Source organism: Streptomyces sp. NPDC044571 (assembly GCF_040647115.1).
Classification (GTDB): Bacteria; Actinomycetota; Actinomycetes; order Streptomycetales; family Streptomycetaceae; genus Streptomyces.
Genome location: NZ_JBEZBN010000076.1, coordinates 1 through 26,470 on the forward strand (window position 1 = coordinate 1; position 26,470 = coordinate 26,470).

The 26,470-nt window shown below is 73.2% G+C and carries 20 protein-coding genes and 1 pseudogene; 12 read left to right on the forward strand and 9 right to left on the reverse strand.

What is annotated here, in order from left to right:
• The 3 genes and pseudogenes from AB0B01_RS28040 to AB0B01_RS28050 form a co-directional block, all read right to left on the reverse strand.
• Positions 1 to 1,313: hypothetical protein (locus AB0B01_RS28040; protein ID WP_361724796.1), on the reverse strand; the 1,313-nt coding region annotated here is incomplete at its 3' end.
• Positions 1,310 to 1,969: a hypothetical protein gene (locus AB0B01_RS28045; RefSeq protein ID WP_361724851.1), complete on the reverse strand. Its 660-nt coding sequence runs from the start codon at positions 1,967 to 1,969 to the stop codon at positions 1,310 to 1,312. The genes AB0B01_RS28040 and AB0B01_RS28045, both read right to left, overlap by 4 nt.
• Before the next feature lie 4 nt (positions 1,970 to 1,973).
• Positions 1,974 to 2,662, reverse strand: a pseudogene (locus AB0B01_RS28050) (NAD-dependent DNA ligase LigA); the annotation flags it as partial.
• Positions 2,663 to 2,832: 170 nt separating this feature from the next.
• On the opposite strand from AB0B01_RS28050, the gene AB0B01_RS28055 reads away from it, so the two are divergent.
• From AB0B01_RS28055 to AB0B01_RS28080, 6 genes are all read left to right on the forward strand, one after another.
• Positions 2,833 to 3,177 carry a hypothetical protein gene (locus AB0B01_RS28055; protein WP_361724799.1) on the forward strand — a complete coding sequence of 115 codons (345 nt, stop codon included), beginning with the start codon at positions 2,833 to 2,835 and terminating at the stop codon, positions 3,175 to 3,177.
• A gap of 4 nt (positions 3,178 to 3,181) precedes the next feature.
• The gene (locus AB0B01_RS28060) at positions 3,182 to 6,004 is read left to right on the forward strand and encodes a substrate-binding domain-containing protein (RefSeq protein ID WP_361724801.1); all 2,823 of its coding nucleotides are present in this window, start codon (positions 3,182 to 3,184) and stop codon (positions 6,002 to 6,004) included.
• Positions 6,001 to 7,431 (forward strand): extracellular solute-binding protein, encoded by a 1,431-nt coding sequence (locus AB0B01_RS28065; RefSeq protein ID WP_361724804.1) that lies wholly within the window; start codon positions 6,001 to 6,003, stop codon positions 7,429 to 7,431. Before AB0B01_RS28060 ends, AB0B01_RS28065 begins: the two co-directional genes overlap by 4 nt.
• Positions 7,432 to 7,673: 242 nt before the next feature.
• A complete protein-coding gene (locus tag AB0B01_RS28070; protein ID WP_361724807.1) occupies positions 7,674 to 10,868 on the forward strand; it encodes a TIM-barrel domain-containing protein in 3,195 nt (1,064 codons plus the stop codon).
• A 201-nt stretch (positions 10,869 to 11,069) separates the two neighbouring features.
• Positions 11,070 to 11,984: a LysR family transcriptional regulator gene (locus tag AB0B01_RS28075; RefSeq protein WP_361724810.1), complete on the forward strand. Its 915-nt coding sequence runs from the start codon at positions 11,070 to 11,072 to the stop codon at positions 11,982 to 11,984.
• Positions 11,985 to 12,060: 76 nt separating this feature from the next.
• Positions 12,061 to 12,303 (forward strand): DUF6158 family protein, encoded by a 243-nt coding sequence (locus AB0B01_RS28080; protein ID WP_361724813.1) that lies wholly within the window; start codon positions 12,061 to 12,063, stop codon positions 12,301 to 12,303.
• A 308-nt stretch (positions 12,304 to 12,611) separates the two neighbouring features.
• Here the strand turns inward: AB0B01_RS28080 and AB0B01_RS28085 are convergent, their stop codons facing one another.
• Positions 12,612 to 13,946 (reverse strand): tetratricopeptide repeat protein, encoded by a 1,335-nt coding sequence (locus AB0B01_RS28085; protein ID WP_361724816.1) that lies wholly within the window; start codon positions 13,944 to 13,946, stop codon positions 12,612 to 12,614.
• Between the two features lie 140 nt (positions 13,947 to 14,086).
• Between AB0B01_RS28085 and AB0B01_RS28090 the strand changes: the two genes are divergently transcribed.
• Positions 14,087 to 15,448 (forward strand): M64 family metallopeptidase, encoded by a 1,362-nt coding sequence (locus AB0B01_RS28090; RefSeq protein ID WP_361724819.1) that lies wholly within the window; start codon positions 14,087 to 14,089, stop codon positions 15,446 to 15,448.
• Between the two features lie 27 nt (positions 15,449 to 15,475).
• On the opposite strand, the gene AB0B01_RS28095 is transcribed toward AB0B01_RS28090, so the two are convergent.
• Entirely contained in the window at positions 15,476 to 16,630 is a 1,155-nt protein-coding gene (locus AB0B01_RS28095) for a serine hydrolase domain-containing protein (protein ID WP_361724822.1), read from the reverse strand.
• A 136-nt stretch (positions 16,631 to 16,766) separates the two neighbouring features.
• Here AB0B01_RS28095 and AB0B01_RS28100 point away from each other — a divergent pair, with 136 nt between their 5' ends.
• Positions 16,767 to 17,837, forward strand: coding sequence for a GNAT family N-acetyltransferase (locus AB0B01_RS28100; RefSeq protein WP_361724825.1), 1,071 nt, complete (start codon positions 16,767 to 16,769; stop codon positions 17,835 to 17,837).
• Between the two features lie 33 nt (positions 17,838 to 17,870).
• Here AB0B01_RS28100 and AB0B01_RS28105 read toward each other — a convergent pair whose 3' ends face one another.
• Entirely contained in the window at positions 17,871 to 18,284 is a 414-nt protein-coding gene (locus AB0B01_RS28105) for a peptidase inhibitor family I36 protein (protein ID WP_361724828.1), read from the reverse strand.
• The gene (locus tag AB0B01_RS28110) at positions 18,277 to 19,257 is read right to left on the reverse strand and encodes a hypothetical protein (protein WP_361724831.1); all 981 of its coding nucleotides are present in this window, start codon (positions 19,255 to 19,257) and stop codon (positions 18,277 to 18,279) included. Before AB0B01_RS28110 ends, AB0B01_RS28105 begins: the two co-directional genes overlap by 8 nt.
• 207 nt (positions 19,258 to 19,464) lie before the next feature.
• Here AB0B01_RS28110 and AB0B01_RS28115 point away from each other — a divergent pair, with 207 nt between their 5' ends.
• The 4 genes from AB0B01_RS28115 to AB0B01_RS28130 all read left to right on the forward strand — a co-directional run bounded on the left by AB0B01_RS28115 (position 19,465) and on the right by AB0B01_RS28130 (position 25,233).
• Positions 19,465 to 22,341: a hypothetical protein gene (locus tag AB0B01_RS28115; RefSeq protein ID WP_361724834.1), complete on the forward strand. Its 2,877-nt coding sequence runs from the start codon at positions 19,465 to 19,467 to the stop codon at positions 22,339 to 22,341.
• Between the two features lie 44 nt (positions 22,342 to 22,385).
• Positions 22,386 to 23,351, forward strand: a complete 966-nt coding sequence (locus AB0B01_RS28120; protein WP_361724837.1) for a 2-oxoglutarate and iron-dependent oxygenase domain-containing protein — start codon at positions 22,386 to 22,388, stop codon at positions 23,349 to 23,351.
• A gap of 108 nt (positions 23,352 to 23,459) precedes the next feature.
• Positions 23,460 to 24,653, forward strand: a complete 1,194-nt coding sequence (locus AB0B01_RS28125) for an alpha/beta hydrolase (protein ID WP_361724840.1) — start codon at positions 23,460 to 23,462, stop codon at positions 24,651 to 24,653.
• A gap of 46 nt (positions 24,654 to 24,699) precedes the next feature.
• Entirely contained in the window at positions 24,700 to 25,233 is a 534-nt protein-coding gene (locus tag AB0B01_RS28130; protein ID WP_361724842.1) for a GNAT family N-acetyltransferase, read from the forward strand.
• Between the two features lie 40 nt (positions 25,234 to 25,273).
• Here AB0B01_RS28130 and AB0B01_RS28135 read toward each other — a convergent pair whose 3' ends face one another.
• Both AB0B01_RS28135 and AB0B01_RS28140 read right to left on the reverse strand, forming a co-directional pair.
• Complete coding sequence (locus AB0B01_RS28135; protein ID WP_361724845.1) at positions 25,274 to 25,564, reverse strand: hypothetical protein; 291 nt, start codon at positions 25,562 to 25,564, stop codon at positions 25,274 to 25,276.
• A complete protein-coding gene (locus AB0B01_RS28140) occupies positions 25,561 to 26,286 on the reverse strand; it encodes an HNH endonuclease family protein (protein WP_361724848.1) in 726 nt (241 codons plus the stop codon). Before AB0B01_RS28140 ends, AB0B01_RS28135 begins: the two co-directional genes overlap by 4 nt.
• Positions 26,287 to 26,470: the final 184 nt, after the last annotated feature.

Genomic DNA, 26,470 nt, shown 5'->3' on the forward strand with positions numbered 1-26,470 from the left:
ACCCCCCAGGTCATCCATGCGACAGAGGGGACACAGTCATACCGGGCCCGGAGGCCGGCGGCCCCATTGCAGGACCGCGAAAAACATAACGGGGGCAGCGTGGAGACGTAGTGATCACCCTCAACCTTGGCTGAGTGGTTCGGGTCGATGGTCGTGCGGCCGGTCCAACCCTTGCGCGAAAGCACGTTGTGGTAGGTGGTGCGGACCCGGGCGCCATGCACCAGCAGCGGTTCGCCCCCGTCGGTGAGTAGGCCCAGCCGCTTCGCCAGTCGGGCCCTGGGCTTGTTGCCGCTGCCGGGCAGGTCGCTGGCAGCGACGATGGGGAAGAACTCGCTGGTGCCCTTCGGGCCCTCCCCGCGGAAGGTCCGGAAGATCCACAGGGAATCGGCCGTCTCAGGCTGGGCATAGCGGCGTATCGGTTCGGACACCTCCAGCCAGGCCTCCAGCAGGCGCACAGCCCGCGAGGCCAGATTCACCGACTCGATTCCCCGCCGGTGCTTGTCGTAGGCCATCAGCACAGTACGGCTGCCCGCCCAGGTCACGCCCTGCATCCGGACGTCGCGGATGCCGTCCGGTACCACGCCCGAGTAGACACCAAACAGCATCCTGAACGCGAAGACCTCGTGGACCGTGGGATAGAGCGCGTTGCGCAGTGGCAGCAGATCGGTCTTGGACGCGTTGAGGACGGCACCGGAGATGCCCAGATGCCCGGCCATCCCGGCGACGGCGAGGGGGCCGTGTTCGAGGAGCAGGTGAGCGAGGTTCTGCCGGTTCATACCCCGGTCGCTGGGGTCCGGCCCCAACTTGGCCAGGGCGACGGTCTCGCGGTGGGCCGCTATCCAGGCCCGAACCTCTTCGCGCAGCCCCGACTCAAGGTTCTTCCACTCGCGCTCGCTGTAGGGCTGCAGCGGTTTCGTCGGCGAGCGACGCTTGACCGCCCGCCCCTCTACGTAGGCCCGCAGCTCGGCGTCCACCTGGTCCCCGCAGCTCTTCAGCAGCATCTTGCTATTGGCCACGTGCTCGCCGGAAGCCGACATCCAGTAGGCCAGCATGTGGCTCTTGCGCAGATCAGCGACCCCGCCCCGGAACCCGGCCTCGTCCAGGGCCGCGATCATGCGACGGGCGGCCACGCAGTAGAAGACTGCTGTGTGACGTCGCTTGACGCCCCCGAGGGGGTGGACCAACCGCACGAGCCCGTGGGCCAGATCACGGGCGAGGACCGGGTTCGGGGTCTGGCTCAGGTCGCCTGTCCACCGGGTGGAGTCGGGGAAGCTGAACTCGATCCGCAGCGGATCGCTCTCGACGCGGGTCACCACGCGGCATCATTCTCTTCGTCGAACTCCGAGGCGACCTCGGCCGACATCAGACCGCTGGTCGCACCGACCTCGCGGTAGAAATCTCCGTAGATCCGCTGCACGTCCAAGCGCGCGACGTAGATTTCCGTCGTTGTCACGCTGGTGTGTCCCATCAGGTCACGCAGCACCAGCATCGGGTCGTGTTTGGTCAGGTAGAGGGCCAGGGCAGCGTCGGCGTGCGTGTCCGCGACCAGCGCGGCGGCGCGCTGGTAGTAGCCCTTGACCAGCTTCTCCAACGTCCTCATGGCGAACGTGTGCCTCAGCGTGTGAGGGGTCACGATCGGGAAGCGCGGCTCGAAGTCCCGGCGGATTCGTTCCGAGGTCCGCCGGAACACCGTCCCCCAGTCCGTGAACGGCGTCCCGTCCGCCTGCAGCGCGAGTACCGCAGGCATGCCCTCGGGCGTCACCAGACGGATCCGTTCCTCCAACGTCAACTTCCGCCACGACCGGCGATGGCCGTTGATCCGACCGCCCTCCCAGTCTGGCTCCGTGACGTGCAGCGGTTCGCGCGGCCGGTAGACCCTGCAGTGGCAGGCCGCCGCCCGATCCAGGTCCACGTACTGCCACATCTCAGCAGCGGCGTCCACGTCGACCCAGGTCTCCCGCGCCTGCACCGAACTCCACCGCGCCGAAGGCCCAGAAGGTCATCTCCACCGTGTACGGGCGGCCCTTGGCCCGCAGCGTGCCGGCCGCGCCGTGCGCGGATTGGAGAAGGGACCGGCCCCGTGCGCGGCGCGTACCGCGTTGGCCCGCTCGAACTGCGCGGTGGTCAGCAGGACCTCGCCGCGCACCTCGAACGAGGCGTCCGTGGCCAGCCGGGCCGGCAGTCCGACGATGGTGCCGATCGCGTGGGACACGTCCTCGCCGGCGGCGCCGTTGCCCCGGGTGACGAGCCGGACCAGCCGGCCGTTGCGGTACCGCGCGGCCAGCGGGGCCCCGTCGAGCTTGGGCTCGACCGCGTACCCTCCGGCCGGGGGTCCCCCCAGGCGCCGCACCAGCGAGGCCTCCCAGTCGAGCAGGTCCTGCGGGCCGAACGCGTTGGCCAGCGACAGCATCGCCGCCGTGTGCACCACGTCCCCGGCCGGAACCGCTCCTGCAGCCACCTTCCCGGTCGGCGAAGCCGCGTCCACGTGCTCGGGATACCGCTCCTCGTAGGCCTGTATCAGCGAGACGAGAAGGTCGAACGAGGCGTCGTCGAGCGGTGATTCGCCGGAGCCGTAGTACGCGGCGGACGCCTTGATGGCCGTGCCGATCGCGTCGGCGTACTCGTCACGGGTGGCCAGGGCAGGAGCGGTGGCAATCGTCATGCCCAGATCGTCGCGCAGGGGTCTGACAACGAGGACGCAGCCGGCACCGGGCTGCCGTCCCGCACCCGGGAACCCGAGATCGTCAGCCTTGCCGGTGCGGTGATGACCAAGGGGTCCCCCACCGCGCAAGTCACATGTCATGATGCTGAGTTGTTGCTAAGGGGGAGGCCATGGCGAACACCGCCATCCGCGTGCGCCTGATGCAGGGCGCGAGCGAGAGCGACATCAGGGCGCTCAAGGCGTGGCTGGAGCGGGAGCAGAAGCTCGAAGCGCTCAGGAACAGTGGTGAGCTGGAGGTGCAGGAACGGGCGGGGGCGCAGGACGGGTCCGCCAGCCCGATGGGGGCCGGGCTGGAGATCACGCTGGTGTTGATCGGAGCGGTCTCGCCCAAGTTGTTCGACGTGGTGTTCGAGCAGGTGGAGAGCGGGGTACGGGCCTGGCGGGAGAACCGCCGTGCCGTGGAACGCGGCGAGCCCCCGGAGGCCGAGGTCACGGCGGACAGCGACGGGAGATAGCCCGGTGGCGCGCTTCGACCCGCGGGGAAAGGTGAACCGGGCGCTGCTCGTCGGAGTCCCCGCGTACGACTTCAAACAGCCCGAGCACCCCGCCGGGGTGTCCGGAGACCTCAAGGCGGTCGAGCACAACCTCGCCGGACTGGAGCGCTCGCTCCGCGAGGGCGGGGTGTTCGCGGACGACGGGATCACCGTCAGCCGGCCGCGCTCCGTGGACGAGTTCGACGAGCAGCTGCACGCCGCGGTCGACGCGGCCGACGGGCTGCTCCTGCTCTACTTCTCCGGCCACGGAGCCGTGCCCAGCACGGGTGACGAGCTCTGGCTGCTGATGCGGCGGGCCACGATCGTCCCGGGCGCCGAAGCGGTGTTCCTGGGCGCCGCACCGTGGAAGAGCGTCCTGGCCGTACTGTCCGGCGCCAGGGCGGAGCACGTGGTCGTCATCCTCGACTGCTGCTACGCGGGTAACGCCTCGGCGGCCTGGGACGCCCTCGGCGCCGCCCAGCGCCGGCGGACCTCGCTGCTGATGAGCGTGCAGGCCAACAACCGCATCGACGCGGGCGGCGACGACACGCCCACGCCGTTCACCGCACAGCTCGTGCGCTTCCTGAGTGAGGGCGTGGGGGGCGAGGGCGGCGAGGTCGGCTTCGACCGTCTCGCCGCCCGGCTCAAGGACCACATGCCCAGGCACTACAAGACGCTGCGCGAGCCCCCCGAGGACTGGGAGCCGCAGAGCCGCTCCGCCACCTCGGGCGCCGACGTACTGCTCGCCGTCCCGCCCTTACGCCCGTCGAGCACGCCCTCGATCCCGGCCGCCCTGGACCCCGTCGGCGGCGGACGGCCCCCGACGCAACCGGCAGGAGGAGCGGGCGGCTCGCGGCCTCCGGAGGGCGGGCCTCCGGAGGGCGCGGTTCCCGACGTTCCCGACGGGACCCCCGGCGCACCGGACGGGCACGGTGGATCCGGCGCACTCGGCGGGCTCAGCGCACTCGGGCTCAGCGCACTCCGCGCTCTCCGCGCTCTCGGGGAGCCCGGCCGGCCCGGCAGGCTCCGTCCCCTCACCGGCCGCAGGATGGCGGCCGTCATCGGCGTCCCCCTGGCGATCGCCGGCCTCGTCGCCACCGGCGTCGCAGCCTTCGGCGGCGGCGACCGGCCCCCCTGCAAGCCACCGCTGGAACTCCGGCTGCTCACCGACCCCGATCTGGAAGCCACCGTCCGCAAGGCGACGGAGGCGTACCTCACGTCGGACGAGAACAGGACCGGCAGCGGGTGCAGGCGCAGCGGCATCACCGTCTACAGTGCCGGAGCCGCCTCGGTCATCGCCGCGTTCAACCGGCAGTCCGACCCGTGGCAGCGGCCGACGGGCGGCGACAACAATCCGCAGCGCGACATCGGCCCCCAGCCGGACATCTGGATCCCGGCCTCGCCCGCGAGCGTCGACCGAGCCCGTCCCGCCCCCAGCGAGCGGGCCTATGCCGAAATGAAGGCCGACCCCGAGCCGTTCGCGTACTCGCCGGTCGTACTCGCCGTCCCGCAGGACATGGCGGCGGAGGCGCTCGCCGACCGGGTCGGAGGTCTCGCAGCCCTGACGACCGCGCTCAAGAACCGCGCGCCGAAGGCCGAGATACGGCGCCCCGACCCGGAGAACACCGACTCCGGCCTGCTCGCGACGGTCGGCCTCTACGGTGCGGGCCAGCAGGATCCGGTCGCCGGCGAACACGTCGTTGCCCAGCCGGGACCCCCGTCGCGCACCGGCGGGGAGCTGCTGTGCACCCTGCCCGACGACGAGGCGGTGGACAACCGCACCGCAGCGCTGGTGCCGGAGTTCCTGCTCCGCACCGGAGTGGGCTGCGACAGCACGACGCGGGTCCGCCGGATGGCCGAGTACCCCATCGACGTCCCGGGCCTGAGCCCGACGTTCGTACGGGTGCGCTGGCTCGGCGTCGGCGCCGACCGGGACAAGGACGCGCGGGACGCCGCCGCGGAGCGGTTCCGCCTCTGGCTGACCGGCACCAAGTCCGCCGGGAAGGGCGGGGCGAAGACGTCCGCCCCGGCGGCCGGCGGCGGACTCGCCGTATTCGGGAAGGACGGCTTCCGCAGTGCCTCGGCCGCGCACCCACCGCTCGGTACCGGTACCGGCACCTCCTTCAGCGGCTTCGGGGCGCTGGAGAATCCCGGCCCGCTCACCGGTTCCGCCCTCCCCGCCGCGCTGACCGGGGCGCTGAAGGGCTACCGGGAGGCCAACGGGCCGGGCCGGGTGCTCTTCCTGCTGGACTCGTCCGGTTCCATGGGCGGGCTGTGGGAAGGCCCCGGCGGCGCGCCCGGCATCATCGGCCAGTCGCTCGCCGGTCTCGGCGGGCGCGACGAATACGGCGTGTGGGCGGTTGCCGCCGAGCAGGGCAGTCCCCGCGCGTACAGCGAGCTGCTGCCGTTCGGCACGCACGCGCGCGAAGAGGCCCAGCGGGTCATCACGACCACCGCCCGGGTCAGGGACCTGCAAGCCGACCCGTACCTGGCGCTGTTCGCAGCCCTGGAGGACATGAAGGGGCGCGGCACCGACAGCCGCCGCCCGCAGTTGATCGTCTACCTCACCGACGACGAGGACAACAACCGGCTGACCGAGGGCAGCCGGCTGAACGATCTGCTCCGGTCCGCGCGGGACAAGAAGATCCCGGTCGTCATGGCCTCCCTGGACAGCGGCGGCTGCGACAAGGGCAAACCGGACGCGCTCATCTCCGAGGCGAGCGGCGGCCGCTGCCTGGACACCAAGGGCGATCTCGTCGCCCGGCTGCGGGACGAGGTCGCCAGGACCGGAACGGGGGACGAAGGATGAGGCACGGCCACGGACGGCGGCGCGGCGCGGGCGCCGTGCTCCTCATCGCGCTGCTGACGGCCGGCTGCGACTCCGGCGCGCAGGACGCATCCGGCGCAGCCGGCGGCGAACAGTCCGCGGCCGCGGGCACCGTCGAACCGCCGGGCGACATCGTCCTGGCCAGCGGCCGGGACGTGACCGGCAAGGGCGGCATCCGCCAACAGCTGATCGAGGAGTGGAACAAGGAGCAGGAACGCAAGGGCTCCGGCTACCGGGCCCGCCTGGTCGAGCTGCCCGGCTCGGCGGACCAGCAGCGCAGCCAGCTCCTGGGCGCGCTCCAGTCCGGCAGCGCCGAGTACGACGTGGTCAACCTCGACGTGACCTGGGTGCCGGAGTTCGCCGCCGCGGGTCTCGTCCAGCCGCTCCCCGACAAGCTGGTGGACTCCGACGTCATCGAGTCCGTCGCGGCCACCGCCCGCTGGGGGGACACGGTGTACGCGGTCCCCTTCAACAGCGACGTCGGCTTGCTCTACTACCGCCGCGACTACCTGAAGAGCGCGGGCGTCACGGAGACCGACCTCGGCAAGGGCACCACGTGGCCCGTCGTCCAGAAGCTGATCGGCGACCTCGGCGCGCCGGGCAGGAAGCCGGACGCAGCCTATGAGAAGGGCTGGACCGCACAGCTCGACGCCTCGTACGAGGGCCTGACCGTCAACGGCATCGAGGCCTTCGCCTCGGCGACCGACGGCTTCACCGTGACCGACAAGGAAGGCCGCTACGCCGGTTCCGTGGGCGCCCTGAAGGCGGGGGTGGCCGAGCTGCGCAACCGCACCCAGGCCGCCTACACCCTGCCGGACGCCGTCCGCTCCGACGAGGCGGACACGCTCACCGACTTCGCGGGCGGCCGTACCGCCTTCCTCCGCCACTGGCCGTACGCCTACCGCACGCTCCACCAGTCCTTCTCCGAGGAGAAGCTCGGGGTGGCACCGCTCCCCGGCCGAGCGGTGCTGGGCGGCCAGAACCTGGCTCTGGCGCGGGGATCGCAGCGCCCCGACGCCGCCCGGGAGCTCATCGAGTTCCTCACCGACAGGGAGAGCGAGCGCTGCCTGCTCGATGCGGGATTCGCGGCCACCAGGCGCTCCGCGTACGAGGCCAACGATCTGACCTGCCGGGCGGCGAAGACACCCGGCCAGCCCACCGCGGCCCCGACGAGCGAGCGCACCGACCGGATGCCGCGGGACGCGTACGGCCGCCCCGGCTACGCGCGCGGCACCCTGCTGCCCGCACTGGAGAAGGCCGTGCAGCGACCGCGCACCCCCCTCTACGGCGCCTTCACCCAGACCTTCACGGCCCAAATGGCCCGCCTGCAGGGCGACAGCCCGCCCTCGGACGAGCAACTGGCGAATAGCCTGGCCGCGGCCCTGAAGAAGGCCCTGCCACCCAAGTAGCCACCCACGCCGACGCACACGGCCGCCCCGGGACACCGGGGCGGCCGCCCCTTGCCCGCCCCCTGCCCCGGCCACCCCACCGGTCCGGAGGCGGCTTTCCGCGCCCGGTGTCCGTGCTCAAAGTTGCTTGTTTGAAGACGACTTCGAGCATCTTCCTTCAAGTGATCTCCATGGGCCGCTATCTTGCCAGGCGCATGCCAAAGCGGTGTGTCCGCGATCCGGACCGCACGAGGAGCTGCCCCATGAGACTGATCAGCATCCGCCGGAGCCCGCACCGGCGCCGACGCGTCCCGTTGGCCGCGTTGCTCGCCGGCGCCCTCGCCGCGGCTGGGCTGGCCGCGGCCGGGCCGGTGGCCTCCCCGGCCGCGGCGGCGCCCGCCCCCGCCACCGCAGGCAACGTCACCGGCTTCACCCAGACCGGAAACACCTTCACCGTCACCGCGTCCAGCGGCGCCAAGGCCCGCGTCGTCGTCGCCCGCGCCGACATCTTCCGGCTCTGGCTCTCGCCCGACGGAGCCTTCACCAACGATCCGGCCGGCCGCGACCTCGCCCCCACCACCGACTTCGGCCCCGTCAGCACCGCCTTCAGCGACGCGGGCGCGTACTACCGCATCACCACCGGAGCCCTCTCCATCCGCGTCAACAAGTCCCCCCTGCAGTTCTCCGTCTACCGGGCCGACAACGCCACCCTCGTCTGGCAGGAGACCCAGCCCACCTCCTGGACCGGTACCCGGACCACCCAGTACCTGGCCCGCGGCGCCGACGAGCAGTTCTACGGAACCGGCCTGCGTCTGGGTGAATGGGCCCTGCGGGGCAAGACCGTCCCCGTGGCCGTGGACAACAAGTGGCGCGAGAACGACAACGCCAGTCCGGCCCCCTTCTACATGTCCACCAACGGCTACGGCGTCATGCGCAACACCTGGGCCCCCGGCTCGTACGGATTCAACGCCCCCACCACCCTCACCCACGACGAGAGGCGCTTCGACGCCTGGTACTTCACCGGCGACTCCCTCAAATCCGTCCTCGACGCCTACACCGATGTGAGCGGCAAACCCTTCATGGCCCCCATGTGGGGCCTGGAACTGGGCAACGCGGACTGTTTCAACGCCTCCAACCCCGACTACCAGGGCGACCACAACCGGCTGCGCCACCAGACCACCCCCGACGTGGCCGGCTACGCCGCCGACGCCCGGGCCGCCGACATGCCCTCGGGCTGGTTCCTGCCCAACGACGGCTACGGCTGCGGCTACACCGCCCCCCTGAAGTCGACGGTCGACGCCCTCCGGGCCAAGGGCTTCCAGACGGGTCTGTGGACCTCGACGGGCTTGACCGACATCGCCACCGAAGTGGGCACCGCCGGCACCCGCGGGGTGAAGACCGACGTGGCCTGGATCGGCGGCGGCTACAAGACCGCCTTCACCGGCGTACAGCAGGCCGTCGACGGCATCGAAAAGAACTCCGACGCCCGCCGCTACGTGTGGACCGTCGACGGCTGGGCCGGCACCCAGCGCAACGCCGTCGTCTGGACCGGCGACACCAACGGCACCTGGGACGACATGCGCTGGCACGTCCCCGCGATCACCGGCGCGGGCCTGTCCGCCCTCAACTACGCCTCCGGTGACATCGACGGCATCTTCGGCGGCAGTCCCAAGACGTACACCCGCGACCTCCAGTGGAAGGCCTTCACCCCGGCCTTCATGACCATGTCCGGCTGGGGAGCGACCAACCCGTCCGCGGGCTACCAGGACAAGCAGCCCTGGCGCTTCGCCGAGCCGTACCTGTCCATCAACCGCAAGTACCTCCAGCTGAAGATGCGCCTCATGCCGTACCTGTACACGATGAGCCGCACCGCCCACGAGAGCGGCGTGCCGAGCACCCGCGCGATGGTCCTGGAGTACCCGAACGACCCGGTGGCCCGCGGCAATCTCACCAGCGGACAGTTCCTGGCCGGTGACTCCTTCCTCGTCGCGCCGGTCGTCTCCGACACCTCCGTCCGCGACGGCATCTACCTGCCCGCCGGTACCTGGACGGACTACTGGAGCGGAAGGACGTACGCCGGTCCGGGCTGGCTGAACAACTACCAGGCCCCGCTCGACACCCTGCCCCTGTTCGTCAAGGGAGGGGCGATCGTGCCGATGTGGCCGCAGATGAACTACACGGGGGAGAAGCCCGTCTCCACCCTCACCTACGACATCCACCCGCGCGGCGCCTCCTCCTTCAGCCTCTACGAAGACGACGGCCTCACCCGTGCCTACCAGTCGGGTGCCTACGCCCGGCAGCAGGTGGACGTCACCGCCCCGGCCGCCGGCTCCGGTACCGTCACCGTCTCCGTCGGCGCCCCCACCGGCAGCTACACCGGCAAAGCGGCCTCGCGCGGCTACGAGTTCACCCTCCACGTCGCGTCGGCGCCGAGCGCCGTCACCCTGGACGGCGGCGGCCTCACCCGCCAGACCTCCAAGGCCGCCTACGAGGCCGCCGCCACCGGCTGGTTCTTCGACGCCGCCGACCGCGGCGGCGTCCTGTGGGTCAAGTCGGGGAGCAGGGCGGGGGCGTTCAACATCACCGCCACCGGCACCTCCGTCCCCGCCGCCGACCCCGTCCCGGCCGGCTCCGCCCCCCTCTCCCAGGCGGGCTGGTCCCTGGTCTCCGCCGACAGCCAGGAGACCGCCGCGGAGAACGGCGCCGCCGTGGGCGCCTTCGACGGCAACCCGGCCAGCCACTGGCACACCGCCTGGTCCTCCACCACCCCGGCCCCGCTCCCGCACGAGATCCAGATCGACCTCGGCGCCCGTTACGCCGTGGACGGTCTCGGCTACCTGCCCCGTCAGGACGGCGGGGTGAACGGCCGGATCGGGGGCTACGAGGTCTACGTCTCCGACACCACCACCGACTGGGGTGCACCGGTGGCGACCGGCACCTTCGCCGACACCCCGGCCGCCAAAACCGTGTCCACGGCAGCGAAGACGGGCCGCTACCTCCGCCTGAAGGCCCTGACCGAAGCCGGCGGCCGCGGCCCCTGGAGCAGCGCCGCCGAGATCACCCTCACCGGGCGGCCCGCCCCGCTCCCGGCCGACGCCGGCCTCGTCAACGCGGCCTCCGCCACATGCGTCGACCTTCCGTACAGCGCCACCACCCCCGGCACCGAACCCACCCTGTACACCTGCCACGGCGGCCCGAACCAGCGCTGGACCCTCCAGGGTGACGGCCGCGTCACCGGCCTCGGGGGGGTCTGCCTCGACGGTACGAGCGTCTCCCGCATCACCGTCCAGACCTGCGGCAGCGCCATCGGGCAGATCTGGCGGCAGGGCCCCGACGGCAGCCTCCGTACCCTCGGCCAATGCCTCGCCCCGGTCGGCCCCGGCACCGCCAACGGCACCAAGCTCACCCGCGCCGCCTGCGACAGCAGCCCGGCCCAACGCTGGACCTTCACCCCCTGAGACCGTGCCGCCGGGTCCCCGGCGCCCTGCCCCGATCGGGTTGAGCGGGTCGGCACCCGTCCTGACGTGCACCGGTGTTCCGGACCGCGGCGCACGGCAGGGACGGGTTGCCGCCCTGGGCCCTGCGAAGATCATCGACCACCCCCATACCCAAGTCAATCCACCGGATTCCTACCCACTCCCAAGCGATAGCTTGGGTCCATGACTCTCGACGATCTGCGCGTCTTCGTGGCCGTCTGCCGGGCGGGCAGCCTCAGCGCCGTCGCCCGCGACGTGGGCTGCACCCAGTCGGCCGTCAGCCAGCACGTGCGGCGGCTGGAGAAGCAGACCGGCGCGGTCCTGCTCGAACGCCACGCCCGGGGCGTGGTCCCCACCGAGGCGGGCCGCATCCTGCAGGCGGCCGCCGCCGACGGCATCGCCGGCCTGGACGGCGCGCTGCGCCGCCTGGACGACCTCGTACGCGGGGACGGCGGCTCCGTACGCATCACGACCGGGGCCACGACCGTGCGCCACTTCATGTCCGAGGCGGTGGTGGGCTTCCGCCGCACCCACCCCCGGGTCAGCCTGGAGTTCCAGACCGAGAACTCCAGCCGCAGCTGCTTCGACGCCCTCGCCGCTGACGACCTGGACCTGGCCTGGATCACCATCGGCGGACCGGTCCGCGGCATCGAGCAGCGCCCCGTGATGGAGCTGCCCTGGGTGCTGGCGGTCGGCGCCGAGGACCCCCTCGCCACCCGGTCCCGGATCGAGCCGGCCGATCTCCGCGGGATCCGGCACATCCGGCTCCCGGAGAACTCCACCTCCCGCGCCCACCTCGACGCCGCCCTGGCCGAAGCGGGCGTCCGGGTGCGCTCCGACACCAGCGTGGCCGACTGGGACACCGCCCTCCTGCTGGCCGAACTGGGCTTGGGCCACGCCGTGGTCCCCGCCCTGCCCGGCTGGCGGGTGCCCGGCTCCGACGGCCCGCTGCGGCTCGTCCCGATCCCCGCCCTGCCGCCCCTCGCGGTCGGCTGGGCCGTCCGCCGCTGGGCCGCACTGGCTCCGCCGGCCCGCATCTTCGCCGACGAGGTGACCCGAACCTGCACGGCCCGGGCCGCAGCCGCCCGGCAGCGCTGACGAAAGGGCCGGGGAAGGGGATGATGGAGTGACCGGGCCCCAGGGCGAACGAGGGGGAGGAGGAGGTGTACCGGCCATGACGCAGCACGAGGGCGGTCCGTCGGCACGTGACCTGGAGGAAGGCAGGCTTCTCAAGGAGCTGGAGGCCATCCACCGCACCCGCCACGAGACCCTGCTGCACGGATCGGACGAAGCGCTGGTCACCCATACCCAGCGGATGAACGAGCTGGAACACGAGTACGTCCGCAGGCACCCGGCGCGCGCCCAGACGGCGGGGCGCACCCGCTCGGGCGCCCGTGCCCGCACCGGCGAGGACTGAGAGCCCGGCAAGACTGAGGGCCCGGCCGCTTCTTCCCGGCCCGCGGGCCGGGGGATGACCGTGACACGAAGCGGTGAGACATGCCCGTGAGGTGAGCCTTCTTTACCTCCGGTGATACAAATCTGTATCGCCTGAGGCGAAGGAGGTTCATTGTGATGCGTGAAGAAGAACTGCGTTCCTGCTCGCGGGAGCCCTCGCGATCGCCGCGGCGGCCACGACCTGGACGCTGATCCCGCGCGACCTGCGGCCCACCGAGAACCACTGACCGGGCCGCGGCCCGCACGGACCGGACCGCTCCTCCGCGGCGCTCACCGCCGCGGGGGAGCGGCGGGCGCCGGGCCCAGCGTGGTCGTACCAGGAGCCGCCCGGTGCCCCAGCCCCGTCCGGTACGCGTCCAGAGCGGCCTCGATCCGTCCGGTACGGCGCAGCAGGTCGCCCAGCAGCCGGCACAGGTCCGCCAGATCGCCCGTGGCCCCGCTGCGTTCCAGCAGGGTGAGCGCCTGCACGTAGTGCTGCTCCGCGGCTTCGGTCTCGCCGCGCTCCTCGGCCATCAGCCCGAGGAGCCGGTGGGCGCCGCCCGCGTGCACCGCACCGTGGCTGTCCCCCAGCTCCAGCAGCCCCGACAGCAGCTCGGCCGCCTCCTCGCACCGCCCGAGGCGGCGCAGCACGTCGGCGAGTTCGACCTCGACCTGCGCGGTGTAGAGGGCGGCCCGCCGCGCGGCGAGCATGTCCCGCGCCGTGCGCAACTCCGCCTCCGCCGCGGCGAGATCCCCGTTCTGTGCCTGTACGTACCCCCGCATCCAGTGGCAGTGCGCCAGATCGGTGCGCAGGCGCAGCTGACGGTAGATCGCCTGCGCCTTGGCGAGGGAGGCGTCCGCGTCGGCCGGGCGGCCCGCGGTCAGGAAGGTCCGCGCCACCTGCCGGTGCATGCCCGCCACCAGCGCCGGATCCTCGACCCGCGGAGCCAGTGACAGGGCGATCTCGGCGGCGTGCGCGGCCCGGGCATGGGCCCCCATGTCCGTGTACGGCCCGATCACCGCCGCATACAGCAGCACCAGCGCCTCGGGGTCCGCGAGCCCGCTCGCGTTCAGTTCGTCGATGGTCGATTCCAGCAGGTAGCAGGCGTACCGGAGCTCCCCGGCGAGCAGGTGCGCGACGGCCCGGCCGCGGATCGGGCGGACCCGGCGCGGCAGCGGCTCGGCCGCCAGCAGGCGCTCGGCGGCCTCGAAACGGCTCTTGGCCTCGGCGAGTTCGCCCGATTCCAGCGCGCACTCGCCCAGCCCCAGCAGCGCCTCCGCCCGCTCGGGGTCCAGGCCGAGCCGTTCGGCCTCCGCGAGGAGCGGCCGGTAGCGGGCGGCGGCCTCCTCGGCGTCGCCCGTGGCCAGGGTCTGCTGGGCGTCGGTGAGACCGAGCCGCAGTTCGGTGGCCAGGTGGGCGGGCCGCCCGGTGGCCAGTTCCTCGTACGAGGTGCCGAGCCGGCCCGCGAGGAAGCGCAGAGCCGTCTCGGAGGGCCGGACCTTCCCCGACTCCAGGGTGGAGATGTACGCGGACGTGTACGCGGGCTCGGCCAAAGACCGCTGCGTCAGCCCGCGTTCGGCCCGCATCCGGGCAACTCTGCGACCGATCACGGCCGGTTCGTCCATGAAGACCCCCTGACTGGCTCGAACTCCCAAGTATTCAGGGGTAGCGGCCCATTGCGCACGCCCTGCACGGCACCTAATTTGAGCAACCGGTTCAGCCGAGTTAACAGATCACTTAACTTCCTTCCCCGGAGGGGGACTTCATGGACTCAGCCCTGCGCCAGGCACTGCGCGCAGCCGCCGCCGCTGCCTGCGCGACCGCCGTCCTGCTCGTCGCCGGCCCGGCCGGTCCCGCGGCCGCCGCGCCGCAGCCGGCTCCCGCGTCCCCGTCCGCGACGGCCGAGGTGGAGATACCCGGGCCGCAGGACGGCACCGCCGCCGGATCCGGCCACACCCGCGTACCGGCCGCGGGACGCGCGAGGAGCGCGCCCCGGCTGTCCGGCGCGGAGCGGGCGTCCGACGGGAAGGTCGGCAAGCTGGTCGACAACGGCCCGACCGCCGACCGCCTCGACATCGTCGTCGTCGGCGACGGGTACACCGCCGCCGAACTGGACCGCTTCCACGCCGACGCGCAGGCCAAGTGGGCGGAGCTGGCCGCGGTCGAGCCGTACGCCACCTACCGGAACCTGTTCAACGTGTGGACGGTCGACGCCGTCTCCGCCGTGTCCGGCGTCTCCGGGGACCCCACCCCCGACACCGTCCGCGACACCGCGCTCGGCTCCTACTTCTGGTGCGAGGACATCGAGCGACTGCTCTGCATCGACCAGCCGAAGGTGGACGCGTACGTGGCGAAAGCTCCCGCGGCCGACCTCGTCCTGGTGCTCGCCAACAGCACCAAGTACGGCGGCGCCGGCTACAACGAGCCCAGCGCGACCCTCGGCTACGAGGGCATCTCGACCGCCTCGGCGGGCAACGCGAAGTCCGGCCAGGTCGCCATCCACGAGACGGGCCACTCGCTCGGCAAGCTCGCCGACGAGTACTTCTACCCCGGCACCCCCGGCTACGAGAAGTACGAGGGCCCCGAGCCCGCCGAATCCAACAGCTCCGTCCTGACCGCCGACCGCATGGCCGACGCGCGGTCGAAGTGGTACCGCTGGCTCGGCGCCCCCTCACCCGACGGCGGCACCGTCGGCGCGTACGAGGGCGGTGGCTACTACGTCACCGGCCTGTACCGGCCCACCGACGCCTCGCTCATGCGCGTGCTCGGCAAACCCTTCAACCTGCCCGGCGTCGAGTCGATGATCGCCGGCTTCTACCAGCACGCCCGGCCGCTCAGCCCGCTCACCCCGACCGACCGGACGCTGCGGCTGCGCCACACGGCGCAGGTGTCCGTACCCCGGCTGGCCGGGGCCGACGGACGGCAGCTGGACGTGCGCTGGTACCTGGACGGCCGGGAGCTGAAACGCTTCGCCGGCCGGACCGAGGTCGCCGTGGCCGAGCTGTGGCTGCTCGACCTGCGCACGCACAAGCTGTCGGTCACGGCCGAGGACCGCACGGCCTCCGTCCGCGACCCGCGGATCGCCCGCACCCTGCGGGCGACCGCCGACTGGAAGGTCCGCCTGTAGCAGGCGGGCGGCGGTTCGCGGCCGGGCTCAGGCCCCGGCCGCGTACCGCCAGAACGCGCGCATCAGGTCCGGCGGGGTCGGCCCGCCCAGCTGCACCTGGGTGAGCAGGAGGGAGACGGTGCCGGTGGCGGGGACGATGTGGGCCGCCGTCCCGGTGCCGCCGATCCAGCCGTAGCGCCCCGGCACGTTCCACGGATCACGGGGCGTGACGTCCACCGAACCGCCGAAGCCCCACCCCTGGCCCTCCAGGAACAGCTCCCCGGCCGCCATCTGAACGGGTGTCAGGCAGTTCGTGGTCATCAGCCGGACCGACTCCGCGGAGAGCAGCCGGCCCCGGCCGCCGTCGACGGCGCCTTCGGCGAGCAGCATCCGGGCGAAGGCGTGCCAGTCCGCGGCGGTCGACACCAGGCCGCCGGCCCCGGAGGGGAAGGCGGGGACGCTGCTCCACTGCCCTTCGCGGGCGTCGACCAGCTCCAGACCGCCGTCACCGGTGCGGTAGTAGCCGGTGAACCGGCCCAGATCGGCGGCCGGTACGGAGAACCCCGTGTCCGGCATGCCGAGCGGCTCGAAGATCCGCTCGGCGAGGAAGGCGGGCAGGGACTGCCCCGAGGCCCGGGCGATCAGCACGCCCTGGATGTCGGAGGTGGTGTTGTACAGCCAGGCCTCGCCCGGTTGGTACAGCAGCGGGATCTCCGACAGCTTCTTCATCCACACGTCGGGTGCGACGACGTGCTGCGGCTGCGGGGGCCCCTGGAGGAGTTCGCTGAACAGCAGTCCGACCGCGGGCAGCGAGAAGTCGGCCGGGAACCCGTACCCCGCGCGTGAGCTCAGCAGGTCGAACACGGTGATCGGGCGGACCGCGGGCAGTACGTCGTCGACCGGGCTCGCGGGCGTGCGCACCACGACCGGCGACGCCAGCTCCGGCAGCCACGGCGCGACCTCGTCGTCCAGGGCGAGCAGCCCCTCCTCGACCAGCATCATCACCGCCGCCGCGATGACCGGTTTGGTGAGCGAGGCGATACGGAAGATCGAATCCGCGACCATCGGAGCCGTGCCCTCGCGATCGGCCGATCCGACCGCCTCGACCTCCACCCGGCCGCCGCGGGCCACCAGGCCCACCGCCCCGGGCAGCGCACCGCCGTCCACGTACGGCTCCAGGATGTCGCGCAGGCTGCTGCTCATCACTCCACCTTTCCCGATGTGCGGCCGACCGGGCCGCCTCTTGGAATGCAGACTCCCGCGGCCGCCGGGAAATCATCGGTCGGACGCGCGGGGAAACCGATGGCCCCGCGCCCACGCGCCGCCCTAGGGTCTCCCCATGACGATCACGGGACCGCAGTCCATAGAGCTCGCCACCGCCTCCAGCGCCCGGGCCCTGCGCTCCGTTGCGCACCTCGACTGGTCGGTTCCGGCCGCCGGCCTGGAGTGGAGCTGTCAGCACACCGCCGTCCACATGGCGCGCGCGTTCACGCGCTACGGCGCCCAGCTGACCACCCGGGCCGCCGGTGCGTTCGTACCCGTCGAGGTCACGGCCGCCCCCGGCACCGGCCCCGCGGGTCTCATCGAGGTGCTGGAGGCCACCGCCGGCCTGCTCTCCGCCGCCGTGGCCGCGGCCCGGCCGGGCGATCGCGCCTGGCATCCCTACGGCACCGTCGGCCCGGACGGGTACGCTGCGGTGGGAGTCCTGGAGATGCTGGTGCACACCCGCGACATCCTCGGCGGGCTCGGCGTCCGGGACCAGGAGCCCGACGCGTCCCTGTGCGCCCAGGTCCTCGACCTGCTCTTCCCGCAGGTGCCCCGCGGGATCGCGGGGCCCTGGCAGACGCTCCTGTGGGCGACGGGCCGCGGCGAACTCCCGGGGCTGCCCGCCCAGCGGGTCTGGCGCTGGTACGGCGAACCCGTCCCGGCCGGCCGCGTCGTGCTCTGCGAGCTCTCCCCGGACGTCGCCGCAGACCTGCGCGACGGCGGCACCGGCGGCTTCGCCTGGACAGGGGACGGCCCCGGCGAGGGCACCCGGGTCGCGGCGGGGATGGCGTTCACGGCGTACGAGGCGGGGGCGTACCGCCCGGGCTGGGGACCGTACGCCATCGTCTGTACGGACGACCACCGCGCGATCGGCGGCATCGGCTTCCACGGCTCCCCGGACGCCGAGGGGAACGCGGAGGTCGGCTACGACCTCGTCCCCTCGGCCCGGGGCGCGGGCTTGGTCACCGATGCCCTGGCCGGCCTGGTCGCCTGGGCGTTCGCGCAGCCCGGCCTGACCGCACTGCACGCCACGGTCGACGAGGGCAACGCGCCCTCCCACGGGGTCCTCGCCCGGGTGGGCTTCGAACGGACCGGCGCCGCGGACGGCCTCGTCCGCCACGTCCTGCGGGCCCCCCGGGCGTGATGCCCGGGAGGGCCCGAGGCGGGGGAGCGGCGGTCAGTAGCCGCAGTTGGTCACCCACTTGTGGGAGGAGATGCGGTCGTTCCACTCCCACGGGATGTTGCCCGCGCCGCCGTTGGGGGCGCAGGTGGAGGCGCCGCCGTAGTTGATGTTCTCGTACACGCGCACGTCCCCGAAGGAACCGGCGTAGCCGTTGTTCCACCAGGACGAGGCCCGGTCGTTCATGTTGAAGTTGCCGCCCGCGCCACAGGTGCGCCAGTCGTTGTCGTTGCCGCTCCACCCACAGGAGCGGCCGCCACGGTTGGTGTCCTCCCACACCCAGTAGTTGCCGTCGGCGGCCACGCCGGAGGCATCGGCCGTGGCGGCGCTCGCCGCGGTCAGGGTGGCCGGGGCGGTCAGCAGCGGCAGGGCGAGCGCGCCGGCCAGCAGCATGGTGCGGAACTTACGCATGGGACCCTCCAGAGGTCTCGGTCTTCCCCGAATCGGGTGATGACGGTGGTGCGATGCGCCGCGCCATCGGCAGCGCGGCGTTCTGGAACCTCCACCTCTCGGCGATCTCCTCCCGGTGCTCCGCGCGGAGTCGTTCGCCGTAGGTGCGGTCCAGGGCCTGGGAGACCTGCGCCAGCGGTGTGCCGGTCGCGCAGGTCGCTTCGGTGACGGCGAGTGCGGTCTCGGCCGCGTCCGCCTCGGGCGCCGGCAGGCTCTCGGCGTAGCGGGCCGCCGCCTGCCGGGACTCGTCCGGGGTGGCGTACGGGCGGCCCGCCGCCCGCATGCACGCGGCCCACTGCCGCACCGCGTCCGCGTACCGCTGGTCCTCGCGTACGCGCGCCTCCCGGACGGGACGCAGGTTCATGGTGACGACCTTGACGCGGAACCAGCCCTTCAGGTCCCCGTAGAGGGTGCGCTCGGCTTCCGCGATACAGCCCTCGGTGGAAGCGGTGATCGTCATTCCGGTGGGAGCCTTGACCGAGAGCCCCACGGGGGAGGACCCCATCAACGCGGTACGGGCGGCTGCCCGTGCGGACGGCGACAACCCCTGGAAGTACCGCTGGTTCGGGTCGGCCTGCCGCGCCTGTGCCATCCGGCGCTCCTCCCGGCCCCCGTAGCCGTGGGCGCGGGCCCATGCGACGTCGTCCACCCCGTACGGGAACGACCGCGCAGCCTCGCCGGAGGCCCCGGCGACCTCCGTGACCTCGTACGGGAAGCCCCGCGCGCCCATGCACCGGCTGATCAGGACCTGCTCCGCCCGTGCCAGCACGCGCAAGTCCTCCGGGCCCGGCTCGCCGGACGGTCCCGCCGGGGCCGGCCGCGGCGCCGGGCCGCCGCCCGTGGCCGCTCCGCATCCGCCCAGCAGCAGGGCCGCGACCAAGCCGGTGGCCGCAGCGGTGGCCGCGGTCGCGGCGGTTGCACGGTGACGCCTCATCGGCGCAGTCCCTCCTCTCGCTCTCGTCCTCGTTCTCGTTCCGGCTCTCGTGGTCTGTGCGAACCCAGGTCTAGCGGCCGTCCGTTGTTCGGCGCCGGGCCGGTGGAAGTGAACAAACAATTGCTGAACAATCCACCCCAGAGGGCGGAAAACTGACTTGGTGGGGAAGCCCGAGCGGGGAAGGCCCGAGCGGGGAAAGGGGGCGGGATGGCCCGCAAGGAGCGTCCGCTGGAGGGAGGCGACGGACCGCTGCTGCGGTTCGCCGCGGCCCTGCGCCGCTTACGCCACGAGGCGGGATCCCCGCCTTACCGGGACCTGGCGCACCGCGCCCACTACTCGGTGGCCACCCTGTCCGGCGCCGCGTCCGGGCGGCGGCTGCCCAGCCTGGACGTGACGCTGTCGTACGTACGCGCCTGTGGCGGCGACCCGCAGGAGTGGGAGCGGCGCTGGCATGCCGTGGCCGTCGAACTCCGCGCCGCACCGTCCGCCGGCATCCCGCACGCGCAGCCGGGCGCGCAGGAGCAGCCCCCCTGCCTGGAGGACCCGCCCGGCCCCGACGGCGTTCCGTACGTCGGTCTGGCGGCCTTCCGGACCGAGGACGCCGACCTGTTCTTCGGCCGCGAGCGCCTCGTCGAGGACCTCCTGGCCACCTTGGCCCGACAGCGGGCCGTGGCCCTCGTCGGCGCGTCCGGAGCCGGCAAGTCCTCCCTCCTGCACGCCGGACTGCTGCCGCGGCTGGCCGCCGACGCACCGCACCGCACCGTGCAGGTGCTCACCCCCGGTCCCCACCCGCAGGAACGCCTGGAGAAGGCACTCGCCGCCCACCAGGGGGCGGAGCCGGCATCCGGACGGGGTGAACTGGTGCTCGTCGTCGACCAGTTCGAGGAGGTCTTCACGGTCTGCACCGACGCCGACGAGCGGGCCCGCTTCATCACCGCCCTCGTCGAGGAGGCGGAGCGGCCCGGATCCGGCTGCCGGGTCGTCCTCGGGGTGCGCGCGGACTTCTACGCCCACTGCACGCGCCACGCCCCCCTCGTCGCCGTCCTGCGCGATGCGCAGGTCGTCGTCGGGCCGATGAGCGCCGCCGAACTGCGGCGCGCCGTCGTCGAACCCGCCCGGCGGGCCGGCCTGACCGTGGAAGGAGCCCTTCAGGCCACCCTCGTCGCCCACGCCCACGGGCAGGTCGGGGTGCTGCCCCTGCTGTCCCACGCACTGCTGGAGACCTGGCGCAGGCGGCGCGGCGCCGCCCTGACCCTGGACGGATTCCGTGCGGCTGGCGGATTCGAGGGAGCCCTCGCCCAGTCCGCGGAAAGCCTCTACTCCTCCCTCACCGGCCGCCAGCAGCAACTGGCCCGGCGGACCTTCGTCCACCTCATCGCCCTCGGCGAGGGGACCGAGGACACCAAACGGCCCGTATCCCGCGGGGAACTGGGCCAGGACCCCGACACCGCCACCGTGCTGGCCCGGGCCGCCGCACTGCGGCTGCTCACCCTCGACGACGGGCGGGTCGAACTCACCCACGAGGCGCTCATCCGCGCTTGGCCCCGGCTGCGCGGCTGGCTGGCCGACGACCGCGAGCAGTTGCGGCTGCACCGCCAGCTCACCGACGCCGCCCGCGCCTGGGAGGCCCTCGGACGGGACCCGGGAGCCCTCTACCGCGGAGCCCGGCTCGCCCTCGCACGCGACCTCGTCACCCGCCACGGGATCGGACTCACCGCCGGGGAACAGGACTTCGTGGACGCCGGCACCGCGGCCGAGGCCGCCGCCGGGAACTCGGCCCGGCGACGCGCCCGACGCCTGCGCGCCCTCGTCGCCCTGCTGGCCGTGCTCGTGGTGGTCGCGGCGGTGGCCACGGCCAACGCCCTGCGGGCCGAGGGCGAGGTCACCCGGCAGCGCAACGACGCCGTCGCCCAGACCCTCGCCGACAGCGCGACGGACCTCACCAACACCGATCCGGGGCTCGCGGTCCAGCTGGGCCTGACCGCCTACCGCCTCGCGCCGACCGCCAAGACGCGCGACGCCCTGCTGAGCACCCTGATGACCTCCCTCCCCGCCCACTCCAAGGAGGTCCTCGCCGTCGCCTACCGCCCCGACGGACGCCAACTGGCGACCGCGAGCGGCGACCACACCGCGCGGCTGTGGCGGGTGCACGGCACCGACCGGCCCGTCGCCGAAGCCACCCTCAGCGGTCACGGGGACGACGTCCGGGCCGTGGCCTACCGTCCGGACGGCCGCCTGCTGGCCACCGGGTCCGCCGACGGGAGCGTGCGGGTGTGGGACACGGCGGCGCCCTCCGGGCCCGCCGTGCTCGCCTCACTCACGGGGCAAGGAGGAGACGTACGCTCCCTCGCCTACAGCCCGGACGGCCGCACCCTCGCCACCTCCGGCAGCGACGGCAGCGTCGGACTCTGGGACGTCGCCGATCCCGCCGCTGCCACCCTGCTCACGCGGGTCACCGGCCACCGCGACGCCGTCCGTGCGGTGGCCTTCGCCCCCGACGGCCGTACGGTGGCCAGCGCCGGCGAGGACGGGGCCGTGCGGCTGACCGACATCACGGACCCGCGCCGTCCGGAGCCGCTGGCCGCCCTGGAGGGCCACGACACCGCTGCCTTCTCCGTGGCCTTCAGCCCCGACGGCCGTACGCTCGCCTCCGCCGGCGGCGGGCACACGCCGGTGCGGCTGTGGGGCCTCACCGACCTGCGCCACCCGGCCCTGCTCGCCACCCTCTCCGGCCACACCGACGTCGTCGGCTCGGTGGCGTTCAGCCCCGACGGGCGCACCCTCGCCAGCGCCGGCGACGACCGTACGGTCCGCGTGTGGAACGTGGACCGGCCCGCGCACCCGACTCCGCCGGTCACGCTCACCGGCAACGTCACCGCGGTGAGCTCGGTCGCCTTCAGCCCCGACGGCGCCGTGCTGGCCTCCGGCGGTTTCGACGCCTCCCTGCGGCTCGCCGGGACCGACCTGGCCCGGGTCATCGCCGGCGCCTGCGCACACACCGGCCCCCGCATCACCCGAGCCCAGTGGGCCACCCACCTGCCGTACGTGGCGTATTCACCGCCGTGCAGCGGTCTGGAAGGCTAGGTTCCGTAGCGGATGTGCGACACCGGATCGGAAGGCGGCTCACCGTGGCCAGTTCCCAGGTTCCCGTGATCGATCTCGGCCCGTGGCGGTCCGGCGACCCGTCCGTGCGGTCGGAGATCGCCGCGCGCGGCGACGAGGCCCTGCAGGCGGCCGGCTTCCTCCTGGTCACCGGGCACGGGGTGGACCCGCGGCTGCCCGCACGGATCCGGGACGCCGCCCGCGCGTTCTTCCGGCTCCCGGCCACGACCAAGGAGTCGTACGCGGTGGCGGTCGGCGGCCGCGGGTGGCTCGGGCCGGGCGCCGAGGCCAACAGCTACGCGGAGGGCACGGCGTCGCCGCCCGACCTGAAGGAGTCCTGGTCGTGCGCGGCGGAGGACCCCACCGGGATCGCCTCGGTGGACGCCGAGTGGTTCCGCCCCAACGCCTGGCCGGCCGAGGTGCCCGCCCTGCAGCCGCTGGTGGCGGAGTACCTCTCCCGGATGCGGGCCCTCTCCGACGAGCTGCTGGAGCTCCTCGCCACCGCCCTCGGGCTGCCCGCGGACCACTTCACCCGCCACACCGGCCATCCCACCTGGGGCTTCAACCTCAACTGGTACCCGGGCACCGAGACCCTCGGCCCGCCCCTGCCGGGCCAGTTCCGCATCGGCCCGCACACGGACTTCGGCACGGTCACCCTCCTCGACCGTGAGCCGGGGGCCGGGGGACTCCAGATCCACACCGAGGCCGACGGCTGGCAGGACGCCCCGTACGACCCGGCCGCGCTCACCGTGAACATCGGCGACCTGATGGCCCGCTGGACCGGCGACCGGTGGCGCGCCGGCCGCCACCGCGTGCTGCCGCCGCCGGCCGACGCACCGGCCGAGGAACTGGTCTCGCTGGTCTACTTCCACGAGTGCGATCCGCACACGCGGGTGGAGTCCCTGCCCGCGCCGATCGGCCGGGTGCGGCACGAGCCCGTCGACTCCCACACCTACCTGCGGGCGAAACTGGACGCGATCAGCGTCCCGTGAGCTACGACTCAGGGGGGACGCAGGGCCGGCCCGGCCCTCCTCGCGTACGAGGGTGCGTCCGCCCGCACGGTGATGTGCCGTCAGTTCCGGCTGCCTAGCTTCGACCCCATGAGCCGAAGCCGAAGCAGAACCGCCCCCCTCGCATCCGTCGCATCCGTTGCCCTGCTCGCCCTCCTCCTCCCGCTGCCGCTCGCCGTCGCCGCCCCGGCCGCGGCCGCCGCGCCCGCGCCGCAGGCCGCGCCCGCGCCGCAGGCCGCGGTGCCGCAGCTTCCGCCTCCGACCGGCCGTTTCGCCGTCGGCCAGGACACCCTGCACCTGGTGGACCGCAGCCGGACCGACCCCTGGGCCGGAACCGGCCCGCGGGAGCTGATGGTGACCATGCGCTATCCGGCGCACCGTGACACCGGCGGGCCGGTGCGCCCGTACCTCACCGACGAGGAAGCCCGGCTGCTGCTGGTGGACCGCGGGCTCGACCAGGCCGTCCCGGTGGAGAGCCTGGCCGGCACGAAGGCCTTCGCCCGGACCGGTGCCCGCCCCGTGGCCGGCCGCCACCCGCTGGTCGTGCTCTCGCCGGGCTTCACCGTCCCGCGGGCCACCCTCACCGCCCTCGCCGAGGAGCTGGCCTCGCGCGGGTACGTGGTGGCGGCCGTGGACCACGCGTACGAGAGCGCCGGTACCGCCTTCCCGGGCGGCCGGGTGCTGACCTGCCTGGCCTGCGAGAAGGTCACGGACGACGAGGGGCGGCGGCTGGTGGCCCGGACGCGGGCCCGGGACGTGTCCTTCCTGCTGGACCGCCTCACCGGACGCCACCCGGCGTGGCGGCACACGGGGCTGATCGACCCCGGCCGGATCGCCATGGCGGGCCACTCCATCGGCGGTACCTCGGCGGCCGCCGCGATGGCCGCCGACCCGCGGATCCGCGCCGGGATCAACATGGACGGCGGCATGCCCACCCTGCTCCCCGACGGCGGCCTGGGCGGCCGGCCCTTCCTGCTGCTGGGCTCGCAGGACGCCCGGCCCGGCGGCGGGATGAGCGGCTGGGACGCGAACTGGTCCCGGCTGGACGGCTGGAAGCGGTGGATCACCTTCGACGGCTCGAACCACTTCAGCTTCACCGACTGGCCCACCATGAGCGACCAGCTCGGCCTGCCCGCCGACTCACCGCTGCCCGGCGCCCGCTCCGTCGACCTCACCCGGCGCTACGTGGCGGCCTTCTTCGACCAGCACCTGCGCGGCATCCCGCAGCCGCTGCTCGACGGCCCGGCGGCCGACGCCCCGGAAGTGCGCTTCCACACCCCGTGAGGGAGCCGATTACCGCTGGTCGGCCACGTTCGGCAGGATGGGGGCCATGACCGAGATCCGCACCCCCCGACTCCTCCTCCGCCGCTGGACCGACGACGACGTCGTCCCCCTGTCGGAGATCAACGCCGACCCGGAGGTGATGCGCTGGATCGGCGACGGCGACACGCTCGACCCGGAGCAGACCGCCGAGGAGATCGAGCGCTGGGAAGAGGAATGGGACGAGGAGGGCTTCGGCGTCTTCGCCGTCGAGCTGCTCGCCTCGGGGGAGCTGATCGGAGCGGTGGGGCTGTCCGTGCCGGAGTTCCTGCCGGAAGTGCTGCCGGCCGTGGACATCAGCTGGCGGCTGGGCCGCCCGTTCTGGGGCCAGGGCTACGCCTCCGAGGCCGCCCACGCCACCTTGGAGTTCGCGCTCCAGGACCGCGGCCTGGACCGGATCGTCGCGATCAACCGGGTGGGGAACGAGGAGTCGGAGAACGTGATCCGCAAGCTCGGCATGGTGTCCGAGCGCGAGGCGACCGACCCGGAACTCGGCCACCTCCTCCAGATCCACAGCATCGACCTGACGGAGTACGAGGCCTGACCGGCCCGCGCACCCCGCCCCGGCCGGCCCCGCGCCGGGATCAGCCCGGCGGCGGGGTGCGCGGGACCTGTGCCGCGCGGCCCGCGCGCACCGCCGCCAGCGCGGCCGCATGCACGTCGGCGGGGCGGCCGTGGTGCGGGACCGGGCTGCCCGTGAGCGTGTACCACTCCTCCGCGTCGGTGTACTGGATCTCGATCCGGACCAGGCCGCCCGCCGCCACCGTCGTCCGCACGGTCACCGGCCCGGTGATCACCCCGACCTCGTCGGTCATCGCCCCGCCGGGCCCGGCGGCCACCCGGTCCTCCCACTGCACCCGCTGCCGTTGCGTCATGCGGCGCAACCGTCCAGCATCTTCGTCAGCATCTTCTTCTCCGCTTCCGTGACCGTCAGGCCGTACGTGGACTTCACGGTCGTCCAGGCCCGCCCGTACTGGCACCAGCTCGCCGGGTCCGGCGGCTGCCACAGGTCGGGGCTCTGGTCGCCCTTCGACCGGTTGGCGGCCGCGGTCACCGACAGCAGCTGGGGATGGGTCAGGTCGTTCGCGAACGCCTTGCGCTTCGCCGCGTCCCAGGCGGCCGCGCCCGAGCGCCACCCCTCGGCGAGCGGCACGATGTGGTCGATGTCCATCTTCGACGCGTCGGTGACCGTGGAGCCGTCGTACAGGCTCTTCCACGTCCCGGACACGGCCCGGCACTCGCCGTCCTGGATCACGCCGGTGCCGTCCCGCTTGAGGACCACCTCGCGGGTGTCGCACTTGTTGCCCTGCTCGGCCCAGTGCGTGAACTTGGCCCGGCTGTACCCCGCCATCGTCCCGGGCGCCGCCACCTTCAGGGCCGCCAGCCGGGTCCGGGCCACGGCCGCGCTGACCATCCCCGGCAGTACGTCCCCGCCGACGGGCTTGGCATCGCCGCCGGGCGCCGCCGGACCGGAGGACGACGGCGCCGACGCCTCCGGGTCCCCGCCCCACGGCCCACCGGTACCGGAGCACCCGGCCGCGGCCAGCAGCGCCGAAGCCGCCAGAACCGCACCCCGCACCCGTATCTGACGTTCCATGGACCACCCCGAGCAGTCGGCTCCGCACCCTGTCCCCGGGAAGACTACCCAGAACCGGACATCCAACCGGCTGCCCACCCCTGGGCGAGCGTTGATGCTCCTATTGATCGTCAAGCCATGGAGGCGGTTGGTGCGCCGTAGGGTGGTCTGGTGCGGTACTTGGCAGAGTCGTTCATCCTTGGGT